Below are 21,836 nucleotides of genomic sequence, written 5' to 3'. Positions count from 1 at the left end.
CCGGATGATCTTGGCTTGATCGAGCACAAGCCTCTGACCTGGGCTTTAAGTGGGCCGCCTGGGGCTCGAACCCAGAACCTACGGATTAAAAGTCCGCAGCTCTACCAATTGAGCTAACGGCCCGCGCGCCCAGTCTAGCCAGGCCCCGGTCTGCCGCTTGCACGCCGGGCCCGGCTGAGGCTTTGGCGGAGGTCAAGACTGGTTCTGCACTGGTCGGCTGGTCATGATGCCCCCATGCCAGGTTCGCTGCTGATCCTCACCGGGCCGCCCGGTGCCGGGGAAGTCGACCGTTGCGCGGATCGTCGCCGAAGGGGCGTCGCGGCCTACCGTGCACCTGCACACCGACAGCTTCTACGTCTGGATCCGGACCGGGTTCGTGGCGCCGTACCTGCCCGAGGCCGCGCGGCAGAACGACGTCGTGCTCGATGGTGTCGTCGGGCCGTGGGCGCTGCAGCCGTTCCGGGACGCTGCGAAGCGCGACGGTCTGGACCTCTTCCACGTCGTGCTCCGGCCGAGCCTCGACGTCACCCTCGCGCGGGGGACCGCCCGCGAGACGGCGAAACTCACCGAGGTGACGGCGCTGCCGGGGATGCATGCCGCGTTCGCGAGGCTCGGTGAGCTGGAACGGCACGTCATGGACACGACGGAGCAAACCGTCGAAGAGACCGCCGACGCGGTGCGTCGCCGGGCGTGCTCGGCGGTCTTCGCACTGTGATGCTCTTTGGACGAACGCACGGGGCCCGGCCGGGCCCCGTGCGTCACGCCATCAGCACTGGACGAACAGGCCCGTGTAGGCCGTGCACTTCTTCGACGCCTTGTCGTTCGCCGCCTCCGGGTCGGCCGGCGTGCTCGCCGCTCGCTGGGCCGTGGCCGTGAACGCGCCCCAGGCGAAGAAGCCGCCCTCGGACGTGAACTTCGCCGTGGCCGAGGCACCGGACGCCAGGGTGCCGATTGCGCAGGTCAGGGTCGCTCCCGAGCGGGTGCACCCGGTCATCGAGGCGATCGTGCGGCCCGAACCCGGGTTCGCTGTCACGCTGACGCCGGTCGCGGTGGCCGGGCCGGTGTTCGACACCTTGATCACGTAGTCGACGCGGGCGACCAGGCCGGCGCGCGGGGTCGCGGTCAGCGCGACCTTGACGTCGGCCTCGTCCGGCGGGGCGATCGTGACGACCGGGCCGTCCTCGACGCCGAACGCGTAGTTGTCGCCGGCGAACTGGTGCTGGAGCGTGAACTCGCCGGGCTGGACGTCGTCCTTGACGCGCAAGGTGAACGTCACCGTCCGGCTCTCACCCGCGCCGACGTCGCCGACGCCGCCGCGGAAGCTGCTGAGGTACGGCGCGCACGGCGCGATCGCCCCGGTGCACGACACCAGGTCCACCACGTCGGCGATCGGCTTTTCCTTGACGTACAGCGCCGCCTTTGCGCCCGTGACCGTGAAGTCCGTCGGGTTGGACAGCTGCTCCGTGACCGTGAACGTGACGCCCGCGCGCACGGTGGTCGCGCTGACGTCGATCGTGCTCGCTGGCGCTGCCGCTGTTGCGACGGCGGGGGCCGTGCACAGGACCGCGGTCGTCAGCGCCGCCAGAACAGCGGCTCTTCGTCCGGTTCGCTGCATATGGGTGATCTCCTGGTTCCGAACCGAGGGTTGCCGCTCCGACCGGTGGGGCTGGCGTGCGCAGCAGGGGTGACGAAGATCAGATCGGTGCTCCCGAAGATTCGTTACCGGGTTCGTCAAACCGTGCCTGAACTGGGCTTTCGCCGCGGTTGCCCGGTCACCGATCACCCCGGCGAACCGAAATTGTCGGACCCCCGTGGCACGCTCCGCACATGACCGAACACACCACCCCGGTGGCGGCTCCGCCCCGCTTGACCGGCCCCAGGATCGACCCGGCGCCGGTTGCGGACGAGCGCCAAGCTCTCACCGAGAGCCTCGACTACTACCGGCGCACCTTCGAGCTGAAGTGCGCCGGTCTGGACCCCGGACAGCTGTCGGAACGCTCGGTACCACCGTCGACGCTGACCCTGCACGGACTGCTCCGGCACCTCACGGGCTGCGAACGCTGGTGGTTCCGGATCCAGTTCGCGGGCGAGGACATCCCGAACCTCTACTACTCCGACGACGACCCGGAGCAGGACTTCACGGACCTGGGGGGTGATGTCGACGAGGCGTTCTCGTTGTGGCACGCCGAATGTGCGCGCTCCCGCGAGATCGTCGCGGCCGGGTCGCTGGAGCAGACCGGCACTCGCCGCAGCACCGGCGAACCGTTCACCCTGCGCTGGCTGATGCTGCGGATGATCGGCGAGTACGCGCGCCACATCGGCCAGGCCGACCTGGTCCGGGAGCGGATCGACGGCGAGACCGGCGAATGACGGCTCAGGCGGCTGTGGTCCGGCGGCGGAAGCGGAAGAGGAGGGTGCCCGCGAACGGAATGACGATCCAGCACGCATAGGCCCAGTGCGTGAAGAAGGCGACCGGGATCGAGACGGCGAAAGCGGTGACCATCGTGCCGATCCCGCGGTAGATCGCGCCGAAGAGCTCCGGCGGGGTGTCCGCGCGGTAGAGGTGGTTCCGCTGGATCTGCACGGCCATGAGGAGGAACAGCGTCAGTGCGATGACCTGCACGAGCGAGTAGAAGACGAAGCGGAATTCGAAGCCGCCGTCCTCGGCGATCACCTTCGTGGCGAAAGGCATGATCACCTGCATGAGGAGCCAGCCGAACGTGAGCCGGGCGAGCCCGCCGCCCAGCGTGGTGACGTAGGTGAACAGGCGGTGGTGGGCGCGCCAGTGTCCGCCGATCACGACGAAGCTGATCAGGAAGGAGATGTATTCGGACCGATGATGACCGAGTGACCGCAGCAGTTCGGCGCTGGTGGCGCCCTCCGGCAGCGGCAGCTCGAGCGCGAGCAACGTGATCGCGATGGCGACGACGGCGTCCGAGAAGAAGGTCAGCCGCTCGGCGGCGAGTGCCCGGGTTTCGAAGCCTGCGGTGTCCTCGGCGGGCGGGGCGCTGGTCATGGCTGGTGAGCGTGCCAGACCCCGGTTGTGCGGCCGCCGCCGAGGTCGGTCGCGTGCGATGCTGACGCCATGACCGTCGACCCCGATTGCGGGCTCCTGTCCCCGGTGCGAGCCGGTACGCCGGCCGAAGCGTCGACCGGAGACGAGGCCTGGTTGCGCGCGATGCTCGACGCCGAGGCAGCGCTCGCGAGGGCGCAGGCGCGGCTCGGGACGGTGCCGCCGGAGGCCGCGGACGCGATCACCGAAGCCGCGCGCAGTGCGCGGATCGACGTCGTCGAGCTGGCGCGCGGGGCGCGGGCGACCGCGAACCCGGTCGTCGGCCTGGTGAAGGCGCTGACGTCGGCTGTCGGCGAGATCGCGCCCGGTGCCGCCGAGTACGTGCACCGCGGCTCGACCAGCCAGGACATCTTCGACACCGCGATGATGCTGGTCGCCGACCGGACACTGCGGCCGCTCGCCGCCGACCTCGACGCCACCGCCGAGGCGCTGGCCGGGCTGGCACGCGCGCACCGGGACACGACCATGGCCGGGCGGACGCTGACGGCGCACGCGGTGCCGACGACGTTCGGGCTCAAGGCCGCGGGCTGGCGGCAGCTGGTGCTGGACGCGGCCGTCCGCATCCGGCGCGTGCTGGACGGCGGGCTGCCGGTGTCGCTGGGCGGAGCGGCCGGGACGCTGGCGGCGTACGTCGAGTACGCACGCCTCGCCGGCGAGGTGGGTGGCGGCCGGGCTGAGGCGGCCCAGGGTGGGACGGCCCAGGGTGGGGCGGACGACGGCCAGGGGCGAGTGGGCCAGGGCGGGACGGGCGGGGGCGGGGGCGGGGGCGGGGGCGGGGGCCATGCCAGCACATCCGCCGCGGACCTCGCCAACCCGGGAACGCCTCGGGACGCGGACGTCGGCACCTACGCGGAACGGCTGACCGCTGCGTTCGCCGAGGAGATCGGGCTGGCCGCGCCGGTGCTGCCGTGGCACGCGCTGCGGACGCCCGTCGCGGACCTCGCCGGTGCGCTCGCGTTCACCGCCGGGGCGCTGGGGAAGCTGGCCGTCGATGTCGAGACGCTCAGCCGGACCGAACTGGGCGAGGTCGTCGAACCGGCCGCCGATGGGCGGGGCGGTTCCTCGGCGATGCCGCACAAAAGGAACCCGGTGCTCGCGACGCTGATCCGGTCGGCAGCGCTGCAGGTGCCGGTGCTGGCTGCGGGCGTCACGCAGTCGATGCTCGCCGAGGACGAGCGGTCGGCCGGGGTCTGGCACGCCGAGTGGCAATTGGTCCGCGAGTGCCTCCGGCTGACCGGCGGCGCCGCGCGCACCGCCGCCGAACTGGCGCGCGGGCTCACCGCGGAGCCCGGGCGGATGCGGGCGAACCTGGGGTCGACGCACGGGCTGATCGTCTCCGAACGGCTGGCTGCCGTGCTCGCGCCGCTGCTCGGGAAGGCGACGGCCAAGGACCTGCTTGGCGAGGCGTCCCGGCGGGCGGTGCGCGAAGACCGGCCGCTCCGGGACGTGCTGGCCGAGCTGCCCGCCGTCACCGACGTGCTGACCTCGGCGGCGCTGGACGAGCTGCTCGACCCCGACGGCTACACCGGTGCGGCGGCCGCCCTGGTCGACCGCGCCCTCGGCGAGCCGGGCACAAGCGCTTCGGAGTAACAGTGCGCCACCACGTCCGGGCGGGTCGGGCCGCCGAGCTGGGCCGGAGGCGAACCGACGCAGAGGCGGGCGAGGCCGGGCCGGGCGCACAGGCAATAGCGCGAAGAGCGGCCGCGCGACGGCTGGTCTGTCGACCCTGCCCCGGCCCGTCTCCGACTCCGGCGAAAATTCTTTGAACCGTCTTCGCCGAGTGTCCGTGTAGTGGGTATCAGACAGCCGCACCGAGCGGCGGGAAAACCCAACGGACACAAGGGAGAACTTCCATGCTTCGCACGCGCATCGCCGTCTCCGTCGCCGCGGCGGCAGCCGGGCTGGCAGTGCTCACCGCTTGCTCGGGTGTCGAGACTGCACAGCCGGTTGTCGCTCCTGCAGCGGCAGGTGGCAATGGTGGCGGTCAAGCCGCCAACGGCCAGGTGGGCAACGCCGCTCCGGCGTCGAACGAATCCAAACTGGTCGTCGCCGACGTCGCTGACGTCGGGCAGGTGCTCACCGACCAGAACGGCATGACCCTCTACCGGTTCGACAAGGACACGGCGAAGCCGCCGAAGTCCAACTGCGACGGTGACTGCGCCAAGGCCTGGCCGCCGCTGCTGTCCACCGGGGACGTTCAAGTCCAAGGTGTCGACAAGAACAACGTCGGGAAGGTGACGCGCTCCGACGGCACCGAGCAGGTCACCGTCGGCGGGTGGGCGCTCTACCGCTACGCCAAGGACACCAAGCCCGGCGACGCGACCGGCCAGGGCGTCGGTGGTGCCTGGTACGCGGCGAACGCCAAGGGCGGCAAGGCCGGGCAGGCCGCGGCCGCATCCGGCGCCGTCAAGCTCAGCGCCAGCAAGATCGACGGCCTCGGCGACGCGATCGTCGACCAGAACGGGATGACCGTCTACCTGTTCACCAAGGACACCAAGAAGGCCAAGACGTCCGCCTGCAACGGTGACTGCGCCAAGACCTGGCCTGCGGTGCTCTCCGGCAACGGCAAGGTCGAACTGCAGGGCATCGACTCGAAGCTGCTCGGCAGCATCAAGCGTCAGGACGGCAGCGAGCAGGTCACCATCGGTGGCTGGCCGATCTACACCTTCTCGAAGGACCTGAAGCCGGGTGACGCGAACGGCATGGGCGTCAACGGCACCTGGTTCGTCATCGAGCCCAACGGCTGCAAGGTCGGTACCACTCCCAGCGCCACCGCCAGCCAGGCTCCGGCGGCCGACAGCGGTGCTGGGAGCAGCACCAACGACTCCTCGGGTGGTACCGGCACCACCTACTGAACCACCCCGAACTCCCTAGTGGGCGAGGCCCGGCGGACGCTCTTCACGAGTGACCTCCGGGCCTCGCTCCTTGTGGTCACGACGCAGGAACGACCGGCGGCGCGGTTCGTCGGTGACGCGGTCGGTGCGGTCGATGACGTCGGTGCGGTCGGTGCGGTGCTCGACCACCGTCGGCTCGTCGGCCGTCTCGTCCTCGGGCAGCAGAATGGTGCGGCGGGCCGGCAGGACCGCGATCAGCAGACCGAGCGCGGCGACGCCGAGGTGCAGCCACGTGTCGGCGGGCCCGAGGTCCATCGGGTTGCCGGCGTTGGCGAAGGGGTTGGTGGAAATGAGGCCGTCGATCATCAGGCCCCACACGAACAGCAGGCCGTAGCCGATGAACAGCAGCCAGCCGAACGTCCGTGCGCGGCCCGAGCCGAAGGCCAGCAGCAAGCCGATCACGCCGGTCACGACGCGGACCAGGCTCATGAGCGGGTTGCCGGAGAACCGCCAGAACCCGGCGTCGTTGTGGCCGGCGAAGTTGCCGAAGCCGGTCCTGGTGAATCCGATGATGCCGACGACGAGGAACGCGATCCCGGCCAGTCCGGCCAGCACCTGCGCCGGCTGCAGGCCTCGGACCCGGATGCGTGCGCCTTTCGCGTGAACCATGACTCCAGTCCTTCCCAGCGGGTGGTGACGACCGTCACCGCCCTCAGGTACCCCGCGACCACGGTGAGCGAAACGATGGTGCTTGCCCGCAGGACGGCCGGGCGTTCCCGAATGCGGCCCTCTTCGAGAGCTATCCCACAAGTCGACCCGTTCGAGCGAACACCGCACGGCCTTCCCGGCAATCCGGATCATGCGCAAGCTGAGCGGCATCTTCCTGGTGGGGCTGTGCCTGGGGGCGATCGGCGCGGTGGTGGTGACGGCGAGCCACACCACTTCCGCGGCGTCCGAGCCGATCGCGGTCACCGAGCCCGTGACGACGATCACCGCAGCGCCGGGTTCGCCAACCGGGGAACCGGCACCGGAGGCCACGCCGACGCCGGCGCCCAAGGCCGGCCCGGCGCCCGTCAAGGTGGACGCCGGCACGCTGGACGGGCTGGTGCACGGCGGCGAGGTCAGCGCCGTCGTGTTCGACCGGCAGCGCGGCGCGGCGACCGTCTCGGTGCACGCCGATCGCCAGTACACCTCCGCGTCGCTCGTGAAGCTGCTCATCGCCCTTTCCGTGCTCCAGCAGAACGGTCCCGTGGCGGACGTGCAGCGGATGCTGTCCCGCAGCGACGACGAGCTCGCGAGCCGGTTCTGGGCGGACTACGGCGGGCCGTCGATCGTCACGCGCTGGGCCGCGAAGCTGCATCTCACCGGCACCCGGCCGCCGTCGGATCCGGGCCGCTGGGGCGACACGAGCATCACCGCGGCGGACGTCGTGCGGATCTACCAGTACCTGGTGGCCCACGGGCCGAGCGCGATCATGAGCGCGCTGCGCGGTGCGACCGAGCGGGGATCCGACGGGTTCCGGCAGTACTTCGGCATTCCCGACGCCACCGACGGGCGCGCGTGGGCGGTGAAGCAGGGCTGGTCGTGCTGCCGGCCGACGCGGACGCTGCACACCTCGGGCGTGGTCGGCGAGGACAGCCGCTACATCGTGGTGGTGCTGACCGAGCACCCCGCCAGGGTCGACTACGCGACGGCGTCGAAGCGGGTCACGGACATCGTCTCGACGCTGCTCGGTTGAGCGGCCTACTGGTCGGTGTCGGCCAGTGCGCCGTGCGCGCCGGAGCGCGGCAGCGGCCACGGCAGCACGCCGCCGGTGGTTTCCAGCTGCCGGACGGCGGGGGACGTTCCCGTCGTGTGGGCGCCGATCCACGTCAGGACATCCGGGAGCTGCGACTTGAACGTGTTCATGTTGTGCCCCGCGTCGGGGATCCGCCACGAGGAGAACTGGATCGGCGGCCGGGCCGCCGCGCGGATCTGGTCGATCGCGAAGCTCTCGTAGCTTTCCTTGTCCCCCGAGATCGCCAGGATCTCCACCGGCGCCGGGTGCAGGCGCACGTTGAGCCGGACGTTGTTGGCGTCGTTGATGTCCTGGCGGCCGTGGAAGAGGTCCTCGGTCTCCGCGTCGATCTGTGCCTTGTCGTAGCCGCTGACGCTGACCGCCTGGCCGTACCACTGGGGGTGGCGGGTCACCAAGTTCATCGCGCAGTACCCGCCGGACGACCAGCCCGCGATCGTCCACGACCGCCGGTTCGCCGCGACGCCGAGCCGCTGCAGCGCCCAGTCACGCAGGTCCGCCGACAGGTACGTGTCGTTCGCGGTGCCGTTGACCTCGTCGACGCATTCCGTGTCGTGGCCGACCTTCGGGATGCCGGAGGGGTCCGGGACGATCACCACCGTCGGCGGCAGGACGTGCTTGGCGATCGCCGCGTCGAGCTGCTCGGGCAAGTGGTAGCCACCGGTCACGACCTCGGGGCCGGACGGGTAGTTGGGGATCCACTCGATCGCCGGGAAGCGCAGATCCTTGAACGACGCATCGAAGTACTGCGGCGGCAGGTAGACCGTGACGTCGCGGGTGAGCTTCGTGCGCCGTCCGGAAACCTTCATGTGGACGATGGTGCCCTTGCCCTCGCGGGCGTGCACGACCCCGGTGTCACGCAGCTTTTCGAGGTCCTCGCCGTTTTGCGCCGCTTCGGCGTCAGTCCCCTGCCCCGAATAGGCGCCGGTGCCGATCAGCGAGCCGACCGTCGGGAAGAACCCGCCGATCATGTTGCCCCCCATGGCGGTGCTGAGCACGACCAGGACGACGGCGAGCAGGATCGTGGCGCTGCGCCACAGCCGTTTGCGCTTCCACCGGTCCCAGAACCACGGGACCGCGATGATCGCGAGCAACGCCAGCACGACCACGACGATCATGTTGACCGGCGAGTCGAGCCGGATGCTGCTCAGGTGCATGGCAACGGTCCTTCCAAGCGGGCAGAAATGCGCGCCCGGATGGCGGGAGCCGCACATATATCACGTTTGGGCCCCCTCGCACGTTGCGGCCCTGTGAGCTCCGTCATAGAGCCGCAACGTGCGGTGCACTCAGCGTTTTCTCAGTTATTTGGCGAAAGCGCCCGACAGCACCGTGACGGCCTGGGTGATCGCAGCCTCGGCCGCGTGGGTCTCGCGGAGCGCGTTGACCATCACGAAGTCGTGGATGATCCCCTGGTAGCGCACGGCGGTGACGGGCACACCGGCCTGACGCAGCTTCGCCGCGTACGCCTCACCTTCGTCGCGGAGCACGTCGGCTTCGCCGGTGATCACCAGGGCCGGCGGCAGCCCGGCGAGTTCGTCGAGCGACGCGCGCAGCGGCGACGCCGTGATCTCCGCGCGCTGGGCGCGGTCGGTCGTGTACTGGTCCCAGAACCACTTCATGCCCTCGCGGCCGAGGAAGTAGCCCTCGGCGAACTCCAGGTACGACCCGGTGTCGAAGTTCGCGTCGGTGACCGGGTAGAAGAGCACCTGCTGCTTGAAGGTGACGTCGCCGCGCTGCTTGGCCAGGATGGTCAGCGCCGCGGTCATGTTCCCGCCGACGGAGTCGCCGGCGATCGCGATGCGCGAGGTGTCGAGCCCCTTCTCCGCGCCGTGCTGGGCCACCCACTTCGCCACCGCGTAGTTCTCCTCGATGGCGACCGGGTAGCGCGCCTCGGGCGAACGGCTGTATTCGGGGAAGACGACAGCGGCGCCGACGCCCGCAGCCAGTTCGCGCACCAGCCGCTCGTGGGTGTGGAAGTCACCGAAGACCCAGCCGGCGCCGTGGATGTAGACGATCACCGGCAGCGGGCCCGCGACCCCGGCCGGGCGGACGATCCGCGTCTCGACGTCGCCGTTCGGGCCGCCCGGGACGGTGAGCACCTCGATTTCGGCGGCGGCCATGGCGATTTCGCCGTCCTGGACGCCGTCGACGGCCTTGCGTCCCTCCTCCGGCGGCAGCTGGAACAGGTACGGCGGCTGGTCGGTGGCCTCCGCGAACGCCTGCGCGGCCGGTTCGAGAGCCAGGTTGTGCGGGTTGGCGGTCATGTCGTCCTCCTGGGTCGCAAGCTGATGTCATGAAGGTAGCTCGCAACTCAGTTGTGCACAACTAGCTCTACCTCAATGAGATGCAGGGCACTTAAGTTGCCACCCAGCCCGTGGCCGAGGACCATGGAGAGCTACGAGAAGAGGAGGACGCCATGGCATCGCTGCGGCTGGACGACCAGCTCTGCTTCGGGCTGTACTCGGCATCGCGTGCGGTGACGTCGCTGTACCGGGCGGTCCTGGAAGACCTCGACCTGACCTACCCCCAGTACCTGGTCATGCTGGCGCTCTGGGAGAAGGACCATCGCCTGGTGAAGGAACTCGGCGCCGAGCTGAACCTCGATTCGGGCACGCTTTCCCCGCTGCTCAAGCGGCTGCAGACCGCCGGACTGGTGGTCCGGAACCGGCAGGCCGACGACGAGCGCTCGGTGCGGGTCAGCCTGAGCGACGCCGGGACGGCGTTGCGGGAGAAGGCGCGCGGCATTCCTGACGTGATCGGCGCGGCGATGAGCCTGGACGAAACGGGAGTGGCCCGGATGCGCGCTGAGCTGGACCGGTTGACGGAGTCCGTGAACGCCTATCGGGAGGCGTTGTCCCCGGCGTGATCGTTCCCCTGGCAGCATGGGCCGCGAAGGGGTGATCATGATCAACCACGACGACGCGCTGAAGGCCGTCGCAAGCAGCCTCGACCGGCCCTCGGCCGCCCGGATCTACGACTACTTCATCGGCGGGAACACCCACTACGCGATCGATCGCGACTTCGCCGAAAAGGTCCGCGCCCGGCTGCCGCTCATGGGCGAGTACTGCCTGACGAGCCGCCAGTTCCTCGGCCGCGCGGTCCGCGAGTGCGTGCGCGCCGGGCTGCGGCAGTTCGTCGACGTCGGCTCCGGCCTGCCGACCGCGGGCAACGTGCACGAGGTCGCCGACGAGGCACGCCCCGAGCTGGACACGCGGGTGCTCTACATCGACAACGAGCCCATCGCGCTCGCCCACTCGACGCTGCTGCTCGCCGACACGGCCGACCCGGAACGCCACCACGCCATCGCCGCGGACTTCCTGCAGGCGGACGATCTCTGGCAACGGGTGAAGGCCTCGGCGATCATCAACGTGCGTGAGCCGGTCGTGCTGGTGATCAACGCGGTCATGCACTTCGTCAAGGACGAGCAGAAGCCGGACGAGCTGCTCGCGTTCTACCGCGACCGGCTGGCTCCCGGCTCACTGCTGGTGCTGTCGCAGATGACCAACGAGAACCCGGTGAACGAAGAGGAGCGGCAGGCGCTGCTCGACCTCCTCGAGTACTACGAGACGACGACGAACCCGGGCTTCCTGCGGACGATGGCCGAGTTCGAACGCTTCTTCGGCGGCTGGCCGATGCTGGAGCCCGGGCTGGTCTACGCCCCGGCGTGGCATCCGGACGAGCACACCGTGTTCGCCGGTTCGCCGTCCGAGTCGCGCGTGATCGGCGGCGTCGCGCGCAAGCCTTAAGACGCTTCGCGCAGGCTTTCCAGCACGTCGATGACGGCGCTCTTCCCCAGGTCGACGGCCTGACGCAGCACCGAAGGGTCCCGCTCCAGCACCGCCACGTCCGGCGCCCCGGCCGGCGGGCGGATGCTCAGGATGCGCGGGTCGGCCGCCAGGACCTCTTCGTCCTCGACGTCCCGCCGGTAGGTGTCCTGCCAGGCCGGGATCGCGCCGGGTGCCTGGCGGCGCAGGAACCGCGGCACGACGACGTCGTGCACCCGCGGCGGCCGCACCGGCAGCTCGTCGGCGCGGCGGGTGCGCAGCACCAGGACGTCGGTCGCGCCCTGGGCGAGCGCGGTGCGGTACGGGATCGGCTCGGCCACCCCGGCGTCGACGAACCGGCGGCCTGCCATCGGGATCGGCGGCCCCGCCAGCACCGGCATGCACGACGACGCGGCGAGCGCGACCTTGACCGCGTCGACGTCGTCGAGGAAGGGGTGCAGGTCGGTGGACTCGCCGGTGTCGGCGTCGGTGGCCAGCGGGTGGAAGGTGACCGGGTTGGCCAGGATCGCCGGGAAGTCCATCGGTTCCAGTACCGAATAGACCTGGTGGACGAGGTACTCGAGGTCGATCACGGCGCGGCCGCGCAGGGTGTGCAGCGGGTTGATGATCCGGCGCATGACGACCGGGTTCCACCAGGTGCGGACGCCGGTCGACGACCGGCCGCAGAGCAGCCAGGCGCCGTTCAGCGCGCCGGCCGAGGAGCCGTAGACGGCGTCGAACGCCGGCGTGACGCCGAGTTCGTCCAGTGCCAGGACCATTCCGCTCGAATACGTACCGCGGCTGCTGCCGCCCTCGACGGCGAGCGCGAGACTCCGGCCGTCGGCGCGTTCTCCCGGGACACTGCCCGCCGCCATTCGTTCGGAGATCAGTTCGAGTACCGGGTGCACTCCTCCCATCCTGGTCTTTTCCGCCCATTCGTCGACCCGTTTTGTGCCACCTGAGCCGTAGCTTTCACGTGAAAGTGACGGTCACCTCGTTGCACTGCACCTGGTTGCATATGAAACTGGGCGCATGGCACTGGAGCACGCGATCCTCGTCTCGCTGTCCGAGCGCGCCGGTTCGGGCTACGAGCTCACGCGCCGCTTCGAGAAGTCGATCGGACTCTTCTGGAGGGCCACCCACCAGCAGATCTACCGCGTGCTGAAGCGGATGGAAGAGGCCGGCTGGGTGGCCGTCGACGTCGTCGCGCAGTCGGGCCGGCCGGACAAGAAGGTCTACACCGTCAGCGACGGCGGCCGGGCCGAACTGGTCCGCTGGCTGGCCGAGCCGGACCCGGCCGCCGGGCCGGTCGAACTGGCCGTGAAGATCCGCGGTGCCACCTTCGGCGACCCGGCGAAGGTCGCGGAGGAGATCGTCCGGCACCGGTCGGCCCACGCCGAACGCCTCGACGTCTACCGCCAGATCGAGAAGCGCGACTTCCCGGCGCCCGCGGCCCTCCACGGCCGGAAGCTGCACCAGTACCTGGTCCTGCGCGGCGGCATCCGCGTCGAAGAGGGCCAGGTCGAGTGGTTCGACGAAGTGCTCGCCGCCCTCCACCACCCCAAGGACGCCTGATGAGCCCGTACCCGAACTTGCTCGCCCCACTGGACCTCGGCTTCACGACGCTGCGCAATCGCGTGCTGATGGGGTCGATGCACACCGGCCTCGAAGACCGGGCTTCGCACTTCCCCGAACTCGCCGAGTACTACGCCGAACGCGCCCGCGGCGGCGTCGGGCTCATCGTCACCGGCGGGTTCGCGCCGAACCGCACCGGCTGGCTGCTGCCGCTCGCGTCGAAGCTGACGACGTCCGCGGAAGCCCGGCAGCACCGGCAGCTCACCGCACCGGTGCACGAGGCCGGCGGCAAGATCGCGCTGCAGGTGCTGCACGCGGGCCGGTACGCCTACCACCCGCTGAGCGTGTCGGCGTCGAGCATCAAGGCGCCGATCAACCCGTTCCGGCCGCGCGCGCTGACCGGCTACGGCGTGCGTCAGCAGATCCGTGCCTTCGCCGACTGCGCCGCTCTCGCGCGCGAAGCCGGCTACGACGGCGTCGAGATCATGGGCTCCGAGGGCTACCTGATCAACCAGTTCCTGGCCGAGCGCACCAACAAGCGCACCGACGCCTGGGGCGGCACGGCGGAGAAGCGGCGCCGGTTCGCCGTCGAGATCGTCAAGCGCACCAGGGAAAAGATCGGCGACGACTTCATCATCATCTACCGGCTGTCCATGCTCGACCTCGTCTCGGGCGGCCAGCGCTGGGAGGACGTCGTCGCGCTCGCGAAGGACGTCGAGGCGGCCGGCGCCACGATCATCAACACCGGCATCGGCTGGCACGAGGCACGCGTGCCGACGATCGTGACGTCGGTGCCGCGCGCCGCCTTCACCTGGGTGACCGGGAAGCTCAAGCCGCACGTGCAAATCCCGGTCGTCACGTCGAACCGGATCAGCATGCCGCAGGTGGCCGAGGAAGCGCTGAGCAGCGGCGACGCCGATCTCGTGTCGATGGCCCGGCCGTTCCTCGCCGATCCCGAGTGGATCCGGAAGGCCGAGACCGGCCGCGAGGACGAGATCAACACCTGCATCGCGTGCAACCAGGCCTGCCTCGACCACGCCTTCAAGCGCAAGCTCGTGTCCTGCATGGTGAATCCGCGGGCCGGCCACGAGACGACGTTGACGCTCGCGCCGACTCGGCGGTCGAAGCACGTCGCCGTCGTCGGAGCCGGGCCTGCCGGACTGGCCGCAGCGACCGCGCTGGCCGAACGCGGGCACCACGTCGAGCTGTTCGAAGCCGACGACGAGATCGGCGGCCAGTTCGGCATCGCGCGGAAGATCCCCGGCAAGGAGGAGTTCGCCGAGACCATCCGCTACTACCAGCGGCGGCTCGAGGTGACCGGGGTGAAGCTGCACCTCGGAAAGCGCGTGGCCGCGGCCGAACTCACCGGCTTCGACGAAGTCGTGCTGGCCACCGGGGTCGCGCCGCGCGTGCTGTCGCTGCCCGGGATCGACCACCCGAAGGTGCTGTCCTACGTCGACGTCGTCAGGCACGGCAAGCCGGTCGGCGCGCGGGTCGCGGTGATCGGGGCCGGCGGCATCGGCGTCGACGTGAGCGAGTTCCTCACGCACACGAGTTCGCCCGCGCTCGATCTCGACGCGTGGATGGCCGAATGGGGTGTCACGGACCCGGAACAGGCGACGGGCGGCCTCACCGAGCCGAAGCCGGAGCCGTCACCGCGGCAGGTTTTCCTGCTGCAGCGCAAGAAGTCCGGGATCGGGGCCGGGCTCGGCAAGACGTCCGGCTGGGTGCACCGGGCCGCGCTCAAGGCCAAGCGCGTCGAACAGCTCACCGGCGTCACGTACGAGCGGATCGACGACGACGGCCTGCACCTCACCGTCGACGGCGAGCCACGGCTCCTGGAAGTCGACACGGTCGTCGTCTGCGCCGGTCAGGAGCCGGTGCGGGACCTCGCCGACGAGCTGCGGGCGGCCGGGCTGCCGGTGCACCTGATCGGCGGGGCCGACGTCGCCGCGGAACTCGACGCCAAGCGCGCGATCGATCAGGGGACGAGGCTCGCCGCCGCGCTGTAGCCCGTGACAGGCCCGGCACTGGCAGGATGGGCCCGTGCGAGACGTATGCGTGATCGGGCTCGGGCTGATCGGCGGGTCACTGCTGCGCGCGGCGGCCGCGAGCGGCCGGACGGCGTGGGGTGCCGCGGTTTCCGAAGTGGACGCCGACGCGGCGAGCAGAGCGGGCTTCGACGTCACGACGAACGTCGAAGCGGCCCTGCACCGCGCCGCGGCCGAGGACGCGATGGTCGTGCTCGCCGTGCCGCTCCCGGCCGTCGAGGACCTGCTGCGCCTGGTCAACCAGCACGCGTCGCACTGCCTGCTCACCGACGTGACCAGCGTGAAAGCGCCGGTACTGGACGCGGTCCGCCGTCGCGTGCCGTACACGCGGTACGTCGGCGGGCACCCGATGGCCGGGACGTCGAGCTCCGGCTGGCTGGCCGGCGACGCCCTGCTGTTCCGGGGCGCCGCGTGGGTGGTCGCCGTCGAGGAAGACACCGACCTCGAAGCCTGGGCCGAGGTGGCGAAGCTGGTGCTGGACGTCGGGGCGCACGTGGTCCCGCTGCCCGCGGAGTCGCACGACGAGGCCGTCGCCCGCATCTCGCACCTGCCGCACCTGCTGGCGGCGATCCTGGCCACCATCGGCGCCGAGGGCGGCCCGCTGGCGATGTCGCTGGCGGCCGGGTCCTACCGCGACGGCACGCGCGTCGCGGGCTCGAACCCGCAGCTCGTCCGCGCGATGACCGAAGGCAACCGGGACGCGCTGCTGCCGATCGTCGACGAGGCTCTCGGCAGGCTCGGCGCCGCCCGCGGCTCGCTGGCGTCGACCGGCGGCCTCGCGGCCACGATCAACGCGGGATACGAAGGCGCGCAAGCGCTTACGGCCACCTTGGACGTCGACCGGGCCGGTGTCCGGATCAGCTTGACCGCGCCGGACGCCCGGCAGGGCCTGATCGCGCTCGGCGAGCGCGGGGGCCGGATCACCGGGCTGTCCGACGGGATCGCGACCGGCGAAGTCCAGTAGCTACCGCGCCGGCGGGTTGTCCCGCGTGTCGTCGAACTTGTTGAGGAAGTCCTTCGCCTTCTCGACACCGGTGTCGATCTGGCCGTCGTGCCCGGCGAACTTCGACTTCGCGAAGTCGGCGGCCTTGTCCAGGCCTTCCTCGATCTTGTCGTTGTGCTCGCGCAGGGCCTCTTCGGCCTTGCCCTTCAACGCTTCGAAGTCGATTCCCATGGGTGCATTGAACAGCACGATCCTCAGGTGCGCCGGTGGTAGGGCAGAAACCGCCGGACGAGCCACAGCGGCGTGCGTTCCGCCAGGTCGGGACCGCGGACGGCGTCGAACGCCGACTCCAGCTGGTCGACCACGCCGGACAGCTGCGGGGCGTCCGGCAGCGGCACCGACCGCGGCTCCCGCTGTTCCCGGACGGCCGACGCGAGTTCCCCCAACGCGGCCGTGAGCAGCTCGATGCCGGCCGGGTCCGGCGGCGGCACGCCCCGCCCGATCGTCACGCCGACCTCGGTGACGGCGTCCGCGACGCGCTCCTGCGCGGCGATCACCGGCCACCACGCCACCGCCTGGCGGCCGTTCGCGGACGGCTCGACGACGGCCTGCTGGAACGCCGTCCGCAGGTCGGCCAGGGCACGGTAGGCCCCGCGCCGCGCCCGTGACCGCGCCAGCCGCGACTCCCCCGACGACGCTTCCACCAGCGCGCACGAGACGTACTTCGCGACGGCGTCCAGCCCGTCGGCGAGCCGGCCACCGACCTGGGGCCGCCGGCTGCCGGGCCACAGCAGGTAACCGAAGACGAGCACGATCACGCAGCCCAGCACGGTGTCGACCAGCCGCGCCACGACGACGTCCCAGCTCCCGGTGTTCGCCAGGTCCATCTGCAGGATGATCAGCGGTGTCACGAACGCGCTGAGGATGGCGTAGTTGCGCACCTTCCCGACCGCCACCCCGCCGGCGAAGATCGCGATCAGCGCCACCAGGATCCAGCCGCGGCCGCCCGCGACGAGCACCACCGCGCCGATCCCGACGCCGGCGACCGTGCCGATCCCGCGCAGCACCGCGCGGCCGAAGACCGAGCCGAAGTCGGGCTTGAGCACGATGCCGACGGTCAGGGTGATCCAGTACGACCGCTCCAGCGGCACGAGCAGGCCGACGACCTCGGCGATCGCGACGCACAGGGTCAGCCGCAGTGCGGCGATCCAGGTCAGCGGGCCGGACGCGAGCGAACCGGCCCACGTCCGCAGGCGCCGGTACCAGGGCGTGGGCTCCCGGCGCTTGCGGTCGTCGCCCTTCCCGATCCGGACGAGCCCCGCGTAGAGCGCGGTCAGCACCGGTTCGGTGTCGTCGCCGGGCATCGGCGGCGGCTCCGGCAGCGGCTGGCTGGCCAGCACCGACGCCGCGAGCGCGGCGAAGTGGTCGATGACCTCCTGCGGCGTGCGGCGGCCCGCGTTGACCATCGCCACCGACGCCTCGACGGCGGGTGTGGTGGCGGAAAGCAGGTTGAGCAGCTGCCGGTAGGCGGCGTCGCGGCCGGACAGCCAGGACCGGGCGGTGAGCAGCTGGTCGTAGGCGGTGTTCATCGCCGTGGTCAGCCGGTGGCGGGCCACCCGGGAGACGGCTTCGTCGGTCGCGGACAGCATCGCGGCCAGCTCGACGTAGACGTGCGCGACGGCGGTGCGCTCGGAGCTGGTCGCCCGGACGGTCCAGGTGACGAGGGCGACCAGGAAGCTCCAGGCGGCACCGAGGCAGAAGAAGCCGAACAGGACCTCGACCCGGACGCCGGTCGCGTGCTGCCCGGTGCCGAGCACGCAGAACACGAACATCTGCAGCCCGGCGACGGAGGCGTTGCTGCCCGCCGCGCTGATCAGCGCGGACACCGCGGCGACCAGGATCACCGCGGGCACGGACAGCGCTGGGGTGCCGCCGGTGAGCAGGCCGACGAGGTAGCCGGCGGTCGCCGCCAGGCTCGCGCCGCCGAGCCGGCGGGCGCGGTAGCGGTACGGCCCGGCTGATTCGGACAGCACGGCGGGCAGGGCGCCGGTCGAGATGAGCGCCCCGACGGCGATGTTCCCCGCCGCGTACGCCACCGCGAGCGGGACGGCCAGCGCGAAGACGGCTCGGGCGACCATGTTCCACGGCACCGGGACCGGCTTGCTGCGCAGGAGCTGGACCAGCCAGTGCGGCGCGGCGAGGTCGGGACGCGGCGTGCTCACCCCCTCATCTTGACCTACGCTGCGCGGGACGATTAATTATCGTTCTGTCAACAACTCGGGAGGTTCGGGTGGGCCGCAAGTACTCCTTCGAGGTCAACCGCACCAGCACGGCCTCGCCGGAAGCGCTGTTCGCGCTCGAAGCGGACGGCCCGCGGTGGGCGGAGTGGGGAAGGCCACTCATCGTCCAGGCCCGCTGGGCGCGCCGGGGCACCGGGGATCCGGACGGCGTCGGCGCCGTCCGCGAGGTCGGCCTGTGGCCGGTGCTGATCCGCGAGGAGACCCTCGAGTACGAGCTCGGCCGGAAGCACGTCTACACCTTCGCCGGCGGCCGTCCGCTCAAGGACTACCGCGCCGAAGTGCTCTTCACGCCGATGGCCGGCGGCGGTACCCACCTGCGGTGGACCGGTTCGTTCACCGAGCCGGTCACGGGCAGCGGGCCGGTCGTGGCTGCCACGCTCCGGAACGTGATCCGGCTGTTCTCGGCGAAGCTGGTCAAGGCGGCCGAAACCGGACGCTGACCTGGGTGCGCCGGGCCACAGAAGATCGTCCGAAGCAACTTCCCCCACCCCCGCCACGTCACTCTTTCGGGTGGTCTTTGCGACCACTGGGGAGAGGGGACGCGGGATGAAGCGACTGGCGGCGGTGGTGGCCGCGGCGGCACTGGTGCTCACGGCGTGTTCGGCGCACGAGCCGGACCAGCGGGAGTTCGGCACGAGCCAGCCGAACCCGGCGCCGGGCGGGGTGAGCCCGGGCACGCGGACGTCGGCGCCCTACCCGTTCGGCACGGTCCAGCAGAAGGTGCCCCCGGTCGCGAACGGCCAGGTCCCGCTCATCCGCCGGATCACCACCGACAAGCCGTACGTCTTCCTCACCATGGACGACGGCGCGGTCAAGGACCCGAGCGCGCTGAAGCTGATGCAGCAGAACGCCACCCACCCGGTGCTGTTCCTGAACCAGAAGTACGTGCAGGGCCACGAGGCCTACTTCAAGCAGATCCTCGACGCCACCGGAGCCACGCTGGGCGACCACACGGTCGACCACCCGAACCTCAAGGGCAAGCCGTACGAGTTCCAGCGCAAGGAGATCTGCGACGACGCCGACGACTTCCAGCGCGGGTTCGGCGTGCGCCCGGCACTGTTCCGGCCGCCGTTCGGCAACTACGACCAGAACACGCTGCGCGCCGCGGCCGCGTGCGGGATGCGCGCCGCCGTGCTGTGGACGGCCGCGGTCAACGACGGGCACGTCCAGTTCCAGTCCGGCGACAAGCTCAAGCCGGGCGACATCGTGCTGATGCACTTCCGCAAGACCTTCGCCGAGGACTACACGGCGTTCGTCGAGCAGGCGAAGAAGGACGGGCTCACACCCGTCCCCCTGGCCGACTTCCTGGGTTAAAGCACGACCGTCGGCGTCACGACGGTCCGGCGGCACGACACGTCGCCGAGGTGCACGAGGATCTGCGTCGTCCCGCACGGCACGTTGTCGAGCACGAACCGGCCGCCTTCGTCCGCGGTCGTCGACGACGTGCCGTGTTCGGCGACCCGCACCTCGACGCCGTACTGCCCGGCCGGCACCAGCCAGCCGTCGATCCGGTGCAGCTTGCCCATCTTGGTCAGGTTGATCATCACCGTCAGGTCGCTGACGGTGAACGTGATCGTGCCGGTGCCACCGCCGCGGACGCCGGCGAGGTTGTCCAGCCGCTCCCACCGCGCGACCTCGACGTCGAGGTCTTCGAGGGCGAGCGCGAATTGGACCCGCTGCACCAGGTCGCCCGGTGGCGGGTCGAGTTCGTCGAGGCACCGGCCGATGTCGGCCAGCAGCAGCACGTCATCACCGAAGGAGGCTTGGCCCCCCGGTGTCCCGAGGTCGTTCATCGGCTTCCCCCTTCACTGGCGAGGAGATCGCGCATCTGGTCGAGGCAGCGACCCCTGGTCGGGCCGACACTGCCCCGCGGCATGCGCAGGGCCTCGGCGACGAGCTGGTATTCCGCGCGACCCGCGAGCACGGTCAGCCGGAGCAGTTCCTGACAGCGGTGGGGCAGCCGGACGAAGGCGCGCCAGACCCGGCGGTCGCGGTCGGCGCGGATGGCTTCGTCTTCGGGTGCCGGTTGGGTGCTCGGCATGGCCTCGGCGACCTCGTCGCTCAGCGGCACCGGCTGCATGCGACGGCCGAACGGGTGGGTGGCCTCGCGGCGGGTGGTGGTGATCAGCCACGCGGCGAGGGCTTTGGGGTCGCGGAGCTTGCCGAGCTGGCTGAACAGCGCCAGCCAGACGGTCTGGACGACGTCTTCGGCGACCGCGCGGTCGAGCCCGTTGGCCCGGGCGACGTGCCAGACGAGCGGGGTCAGTTCCTGGACGAGGCGGGCCATCGCCCGGCGGTCACCCTCCCGCGCGGCCTGCATGCACGCAGCGTGCAGTTCGGCGCCGGTCAGGCCCTCCCACGGCGGGTCCACCTCTGTGGTTTGCACGTCGGTCACCGTATCTGCCCCTCTTCGGAAGAATCTTCCAGTCGGCAATGGCAGTATCGCGGGTCCTTCGGGGGGTAGGAGCGTGCAGGTGGATCTCGGATACATCAAGTCACTTACTTCGTCGGTCGTGCACTACCGGTCAATGGCGATGGCGTGAGGTACCGGCCGACGCGAGCGGGTGAACCCGCGCCGGCCGATACTCCCCTCCCTCAAGGGCCCGCTCCCCAACGGGCCCCGCCGGATGTCCCCTCCCCCGAAGGGCACCCGGCCGACGGTGTCCGGCAGCCCCCTCGGCTCCCGGCCACCGCGTTCCTTACGAACGCGACACCCCCTGTCGTGTTCCTCCGTACTCGGCTGCTCCACAGGACGCAGTGGGGGCACCGCCAGATACCGGATCCGGCGAAGTTTTTTCAAGATCGACGCAGGGCGGCTAACTGATCACAGCGAGTGCCAAAGTGCGCGCCCAGCGCGCGTATCCGGCGGGCCCCGGGTGGAACCGGTCGGACGCGAAGGCCGCCGGGTCGAGCAGGGTGGGGTCCATCGGGAGGTGCCGAACGCCGGGGAGGCGGCCGAGGGTCGCGGCTGCCTTGTCGAGAGCGGCGGAGCGGAGGGAAAGGACGTCACGCAAGGGGCGCGGCAGCGCCGGGAAGCGGGACATCGGCGGCACCCCGGCCAGCAGGACGTCGACCGGGCCGAGCCGCCGGCGCAGGTCGATCACCAGGTTCAGCAGGTCGCGACGATAGGCCGCGGCCGTCCGGAGTTCGATGGTGTCGTTGACGCCAAGGGCGATCACCACCAGGTCGGCCGGCCGGACCAGCGGGACGAGGTCGGCGCGCACGACCCGGGCGTTGGCGCCGGTGCGGCCGACGGCCTGCCAGCGCACCGCCCGGCCGTCGCGGGCCAGCTCGCGGGCGAGGCAGCCGGTGAGCGCTTCCTCGTGGTCCGCCGCACCGACGCCATCCACCGTGGACTCACCGAGCACCGCCAGCCGGAACGGTTCGCCGTCACCCGGCACGAGCCCTTCGGTGGGACCGGCCGCGCCGGGCAGCCGCGGGGTCTTGCGCTTGACGTAGACAGCTTGAGCGAGCAGCACCATGCCCGAATTAGAACAGCGG

At 70.8% G+C, this 21,836-nt stretch carries 23 protein-coding genes and 1 tRNA gene; 12 read left to right on the top strand and 12 right to left on the bottom strand.

The window, feature by feature from the left end; translation table 11 throughout:
• Positions 1–50: 50 nt before the first annotated feature.
• Positions 51–123 (bottom strand) — tRNA-Lys (locus AB0F15_RS00210).
• Positions 124–328: 205 nt separating this feature from the next.
• Here AB0F15_RS00210 and AB0F15_RS00205 point away from each other — a divergent pair.
• Positions 329–715 carry a hypothetical protein gene (locus tag AB0F15_RS00205; RefSeq protein WP_360262853.1) on the top strand — a complete coding sequence of 129 codons (387 nt, stop codon included), beginning with the start codon at positions 329–331 and terminating at the stop codon, positions 713–715.
• A gap of 51 nt (positions 716–766) precedes the next feature.
• Here the strand turns inward: AB0F15_RS00205 and AB0F15_RS00200 are convergent, their stop codons facing one another.
• Positions 767–1,615: a hypothetical protein gene (locus AB0F15_RS00200; RefSeq protein ID WP_360262851.1), complete on the bottom strand. Its 849-nt coding sequence runs from the start codon at positions 1,613–1,615 to the stop codon at positions 767–769.
• 212 nt (positions 1,616–1,827) lie between these two features.
• Between AB0F15_RS00200 and AB0F15_RS00195 the strand changes: the two genes are divergently transcribed.
• The gene (locus tag AB0F15_RS00195; RefSeq protein ID WP_360262849.1) at positions 1,828–2,370 is read left to right on the top strand and encodes a DinB family protein; all 543 of its coding nucleotides are present in this window, start codon (positions 1,828–1,830) and stop codon (positions 2,368–2,370) included.
• A 4-nt stretch (positions 2,371–2,374) separates the two neighbouring features.
• Here the strand turns inward: AB0F15_RS00195 and AB0F15_RS00190 are convergent, their stop codons facing one another.
• Positions 2,375–3,016 carry a TMEM175 family protein gene (locus tag AB0F15_RS00190; RefSeq protein ID WP_360262847.1) on the bottom strand — a complete coding sequence of 214 codons (642 nt, stop codon included), beginning with the start codon at positions 3,014–3,016 and terminating at the stop codon, positions 2,375–2,377.
• A 69-nt stretch (positions 3,017–3,085) separates the two neighbouring features.
• Here AB0F15_RS00190 and AB0F15_RS00185 point away from each other — a divergent pair, with 69 nt between their 5' ends.
• Both AB0F15_RS00185 and AB0F15_RS00180 read left to right on the top strand, forming a co-directional pair.
• Complete coding sequence (locus AB0F15_RS00185) at positions 3,086–4,663, top strand: adenylosuccinate lyase family protein (protein WP_360262844.1); 1,578 nt, start codon at positions 3,086–3,088, stop codon at positions 4,661–4,663.
• A gap of 263 nt (positions 4,664–4,926) precedes the next feature.
• Positions 4,927–5,928, top strand: a complete 1,002-nt coding sequence (locus tag AB0F15_RS00180) for an SCO0930 family lipoprotein (RefSeq protein WP_360262842.1) — start codon at positions 4,927–4,929, stop codon at positions 5,926–5,928.
• A 15-nt stretch (positions 5,929–5,943) separates the two neighbouring features.
• Here the strand turns inward: AB0F15_RS00180 and AB0F15_RS00175 are convergent, their stop codons facing one another.
• Positions 5,944–6,576: a DUF4383 domain-containing protein gene (locus tag AB0F15_RS00175; protein ID WP_360262839.1), complete on the bottom strand. Its 633-nt coding sequence runs from the start codon at positions 6,574–6,576 to the stop codon at positions 5,944–5,946.
• Positions 6,577–6,766: 190 nt separating this feature from the next.
• On the opposite strand from AB0F15_RS00175, the gene AB0F15_RS00170 reads away from it, so the two are divergent.
• Positions 6,767–7,645 (top strand): hypothetical protein, encoded by an 879-nt coding sequence (locus AB0F15_RS00170; protein ID WP_360262837.1) that lies wholly within the window; start codon positions 6,767–6,769, stop codon positions 7,643–7,645.
• Between the two features lie 5 nt (positions 7,646–7,650).
• On the opposite strand, the gene AB0F15_RS00165 is transcribed toward AB0F15_RS00170, so the two are convergent.
• Both AB0F15_RS00165 and AB0F15_RS00160 read right to left on the bottom strand, forming a co-directional pair.
• Positions 7,651–8,859 carry an alpha/beta hydrolase-fold protein gene (locus tag AB0F15_RS00165; protein WP_360262835.1) on the bottom strand — a complete coding sequence of 403 codons (1,209 nt, stop codon included), beginning with the start codon at positions 8,857–8,859 and terminating at the stop codon, positions 7,651–7,653.
• Between the two features lie 144 nt (positions 8,860–9,003).
• Complete coding sequence (locus AB0F15_RS00160) at positions 9,004–9,966, bottom strand: alpha/beta hydrolase (protein ID WP_360262833.1); 963 nt, start codon at positions 9,964–9,966, stop codon at positions 9,004–9,006.
• Positions 9,967–10,118: 152 nt separating this feature from the next.
• Here AB0F15_RS00160 and AB0F15_RS00155 point away from each other — a divergent pair, with 152 nt between their 5' ends.
• Entirely contained in the window at positions 10,119–10,568 is a 450-nt protein-coding gene (locus AB0F15_RS00155) for a MarR family transcriptional regulator (protein ID WP_360262831.1), read from the top strand.
• Between the two features lie 37 nt (positions 10,569–10,605).
• Positions 10,606–11,448, top strand: coding sequence for an SAM-dependent methyltransferase (locus AB0F15_RS00150; RefSeq protein WP_360263820.1), 843 nt, complete (start codon positions 10,606–10,608; stop codon positions 11,446–11,448).
• Here AB0F15_RS00150 and AB0F15_RS00145 read toward each other — a convergent pair.
• Positions 11,445–12,383, bottom strand: coding sequence for a patatin family protein (locus tag AB0F15_RS00145; protein WP_360262829.1), 939 nt, complete (start codon positions 12,381–12,383; stop codon positions 11,445–11,447). The two genes, AB0F15_RS00150 and AB0F15_RS00145, sit on opposite strands and share 4 nt — an antisense overlap.
• Before the next feature lie 115 nt (positions 12,384–12,498).
• On the opposite strand from AB0F15_RS00145, the gene AB0F15_RS00140 reads away from it, so the two are divergent.
• Genes AB0F15_RS00140 through AB0F15_RS00130 form a run of 3 tightly spaced genes read left to right on the top strand, consistent with a single transcriptional unit; the run spans position 12,499 to position 16,056 of the window.
• Positions 12,499–13,041: a PadR family transcriptional regulator gene (locus tag AB0F15_RS00140; RefSeq protein ID WP_360262827.1), complete on the top strand. Its 543-nt coding sequence runs from the start codon at positions 12,499–12,501 to the stop codon at positions 13,039–13,041.
• On the top strand, positions 13,041–15,053 hold the full coding sequence (locus AB0F15_RS00135) for an NADPH-dependent 2,4-dienoyl-CoA reductase (RefSeq protein ID WP_360262825.1): 2,013 nt from the start codon (positions 13,041–13,043) through the stop codon (positions 15,051–15,053). Before AB0F15_RS00140 ends, AB0F15_RS00135 begins: the two co-directional genes overlap by 1 nt.
• 34 nt (positions 15,054–15,087) lie before the next feature.
• Positions 15,088–16,056 carry a prephenate dehydrogenase gene (locus tag AB0F15_RS00130; RefSeq protein WP_360262823.1) on the top strand — a complete coding sequence of 323 codons (969 nt, stop codon included), beginning with the start codon at positions 15,088–15,090 and terminating at the stop codon, positions 16,054–16,056.
• Here AB0F15_RS00130 and AB0F15_RS00125 read toward each other — a convergent pair whose 3' ends face one another.
• Positions 16,057–16,266: an antitoxin gene (locus tag AB0F15_RS00125; RefSeq protein WP_360262821.1), complete on the bottom strand. Its 210-nt coding sequence runs from the start codon at positions 16,264–16,266 to the stop codon at positions 16,057–16,059.
• Positions 16,267–16,289: 23 nt separating this feature from the next.
• On the bottom strand, positions 16,290–18,257 hold the full coding sequence (locus AB0F15_RS00120; RefSeq protein ID WP_360262819.1) for an FUSC family protein: 1,968 nt from the start codon (positions 18,255–18,257) through the stop codon (positions 16,290–16,292).
• A 68-nt stretch (positions 18,258–18,325) separates the two neighbouring features.
• Here AB0F15_RS00120 and AB0F15_RS00115 point away from each other — a divergent pair, with 68 nt between their 5' ends.
• Both AB0F15_RS00115 and AB0F15_RS00110 read left to right on the top strand, forming a co-directional pair.
• Positions 18,326–18,775 (top strand): SRPBCC family protein, encoded by a 450-nt coding sequence (locus AB0F15_RS00115; protein ID WP_360262817.1) that lies wholly within the window; start codon positions 18,326–18,328, stop codon positions 18,773–18,775.
• Between the two features lie 106 nt (positions 18,776–18,881).
• Positions 18,882–19,649, top strand: a complete 768-nt coding sequence (locus AB0F15_RS00110; RefSeq protein WP_360262815.1) for a polysaccharide deacetylase family protein — start codon at positions 18,882–18,884, stop codon at positions 19,647–19,649.
• Here the strand turns inward: AB0F15_RS00110 and AB0F15_RS00105 are convergent.
• The 3 genes from AB0F15_RS00105 to AB0F15_RS00095 all read right to left on the bottom strand — a co-directional run bounded on the left by AB0F15_RS00105 (position 19,646) and on the right by AB0F15_RS00095 (position 21,817).
• Entirely contained in the window at positions 19,646–20,128 is a 483-nt protein-coding gene (locus AB0F15_RS00105) for a carboxypeptidase regulatory-like domain-containing protein (protein ID WP_360262813.1), read from the bottom strand. The genes AB0F15_RS00110 and AB0F15_RS00105 overlap by 4 nt on opposite strands.
• Positions 20,125–20,730, bottom strand: coding sequence for a sigma-70 family RNA polymerase sigma factor (locus AB0F15_RS00100; RefSeq protein ID WP_360262811.1), 606 nt, complete (start codon positions 20,728–20,730; stop codon positions 20,125–20,127). The genes AB0F15_RS00105 and AB0F15_RS00100 overlap by 4 nt, the downstream gene beginning before the upstream one ends.
• A gap of 421 nt (positions 20,731–21,151) precedes the next feature.
• Positions 21,152–21,817, bottom strand: coding sequence for an SGNH/GDSL hydrolase family protein (locus tag AB0F15_RS00095; RefSeq protein ID WP_360262809.1), 666 nt, complete (start codon positions 21,815–21,817; stop codon positions 21,152–21,154).
• Positions 21,818–21,836: the final 19 nt, after the last annotated feature.

The sequence above is a fragment of the Amycolatopsis sp. NPDC026612 genome, from assembly GCF_040638285.1.
Lineage (GTDB): Bacteria > Actinomycetota > Actinomycetes > Mycobacteriales > Pseudonocardiaceae > Amycolatopsis.
Note: the sequence above shows the minus strand (reverse complement) of the source record. Positions and strands in the feature narration are given on the sequence as shown.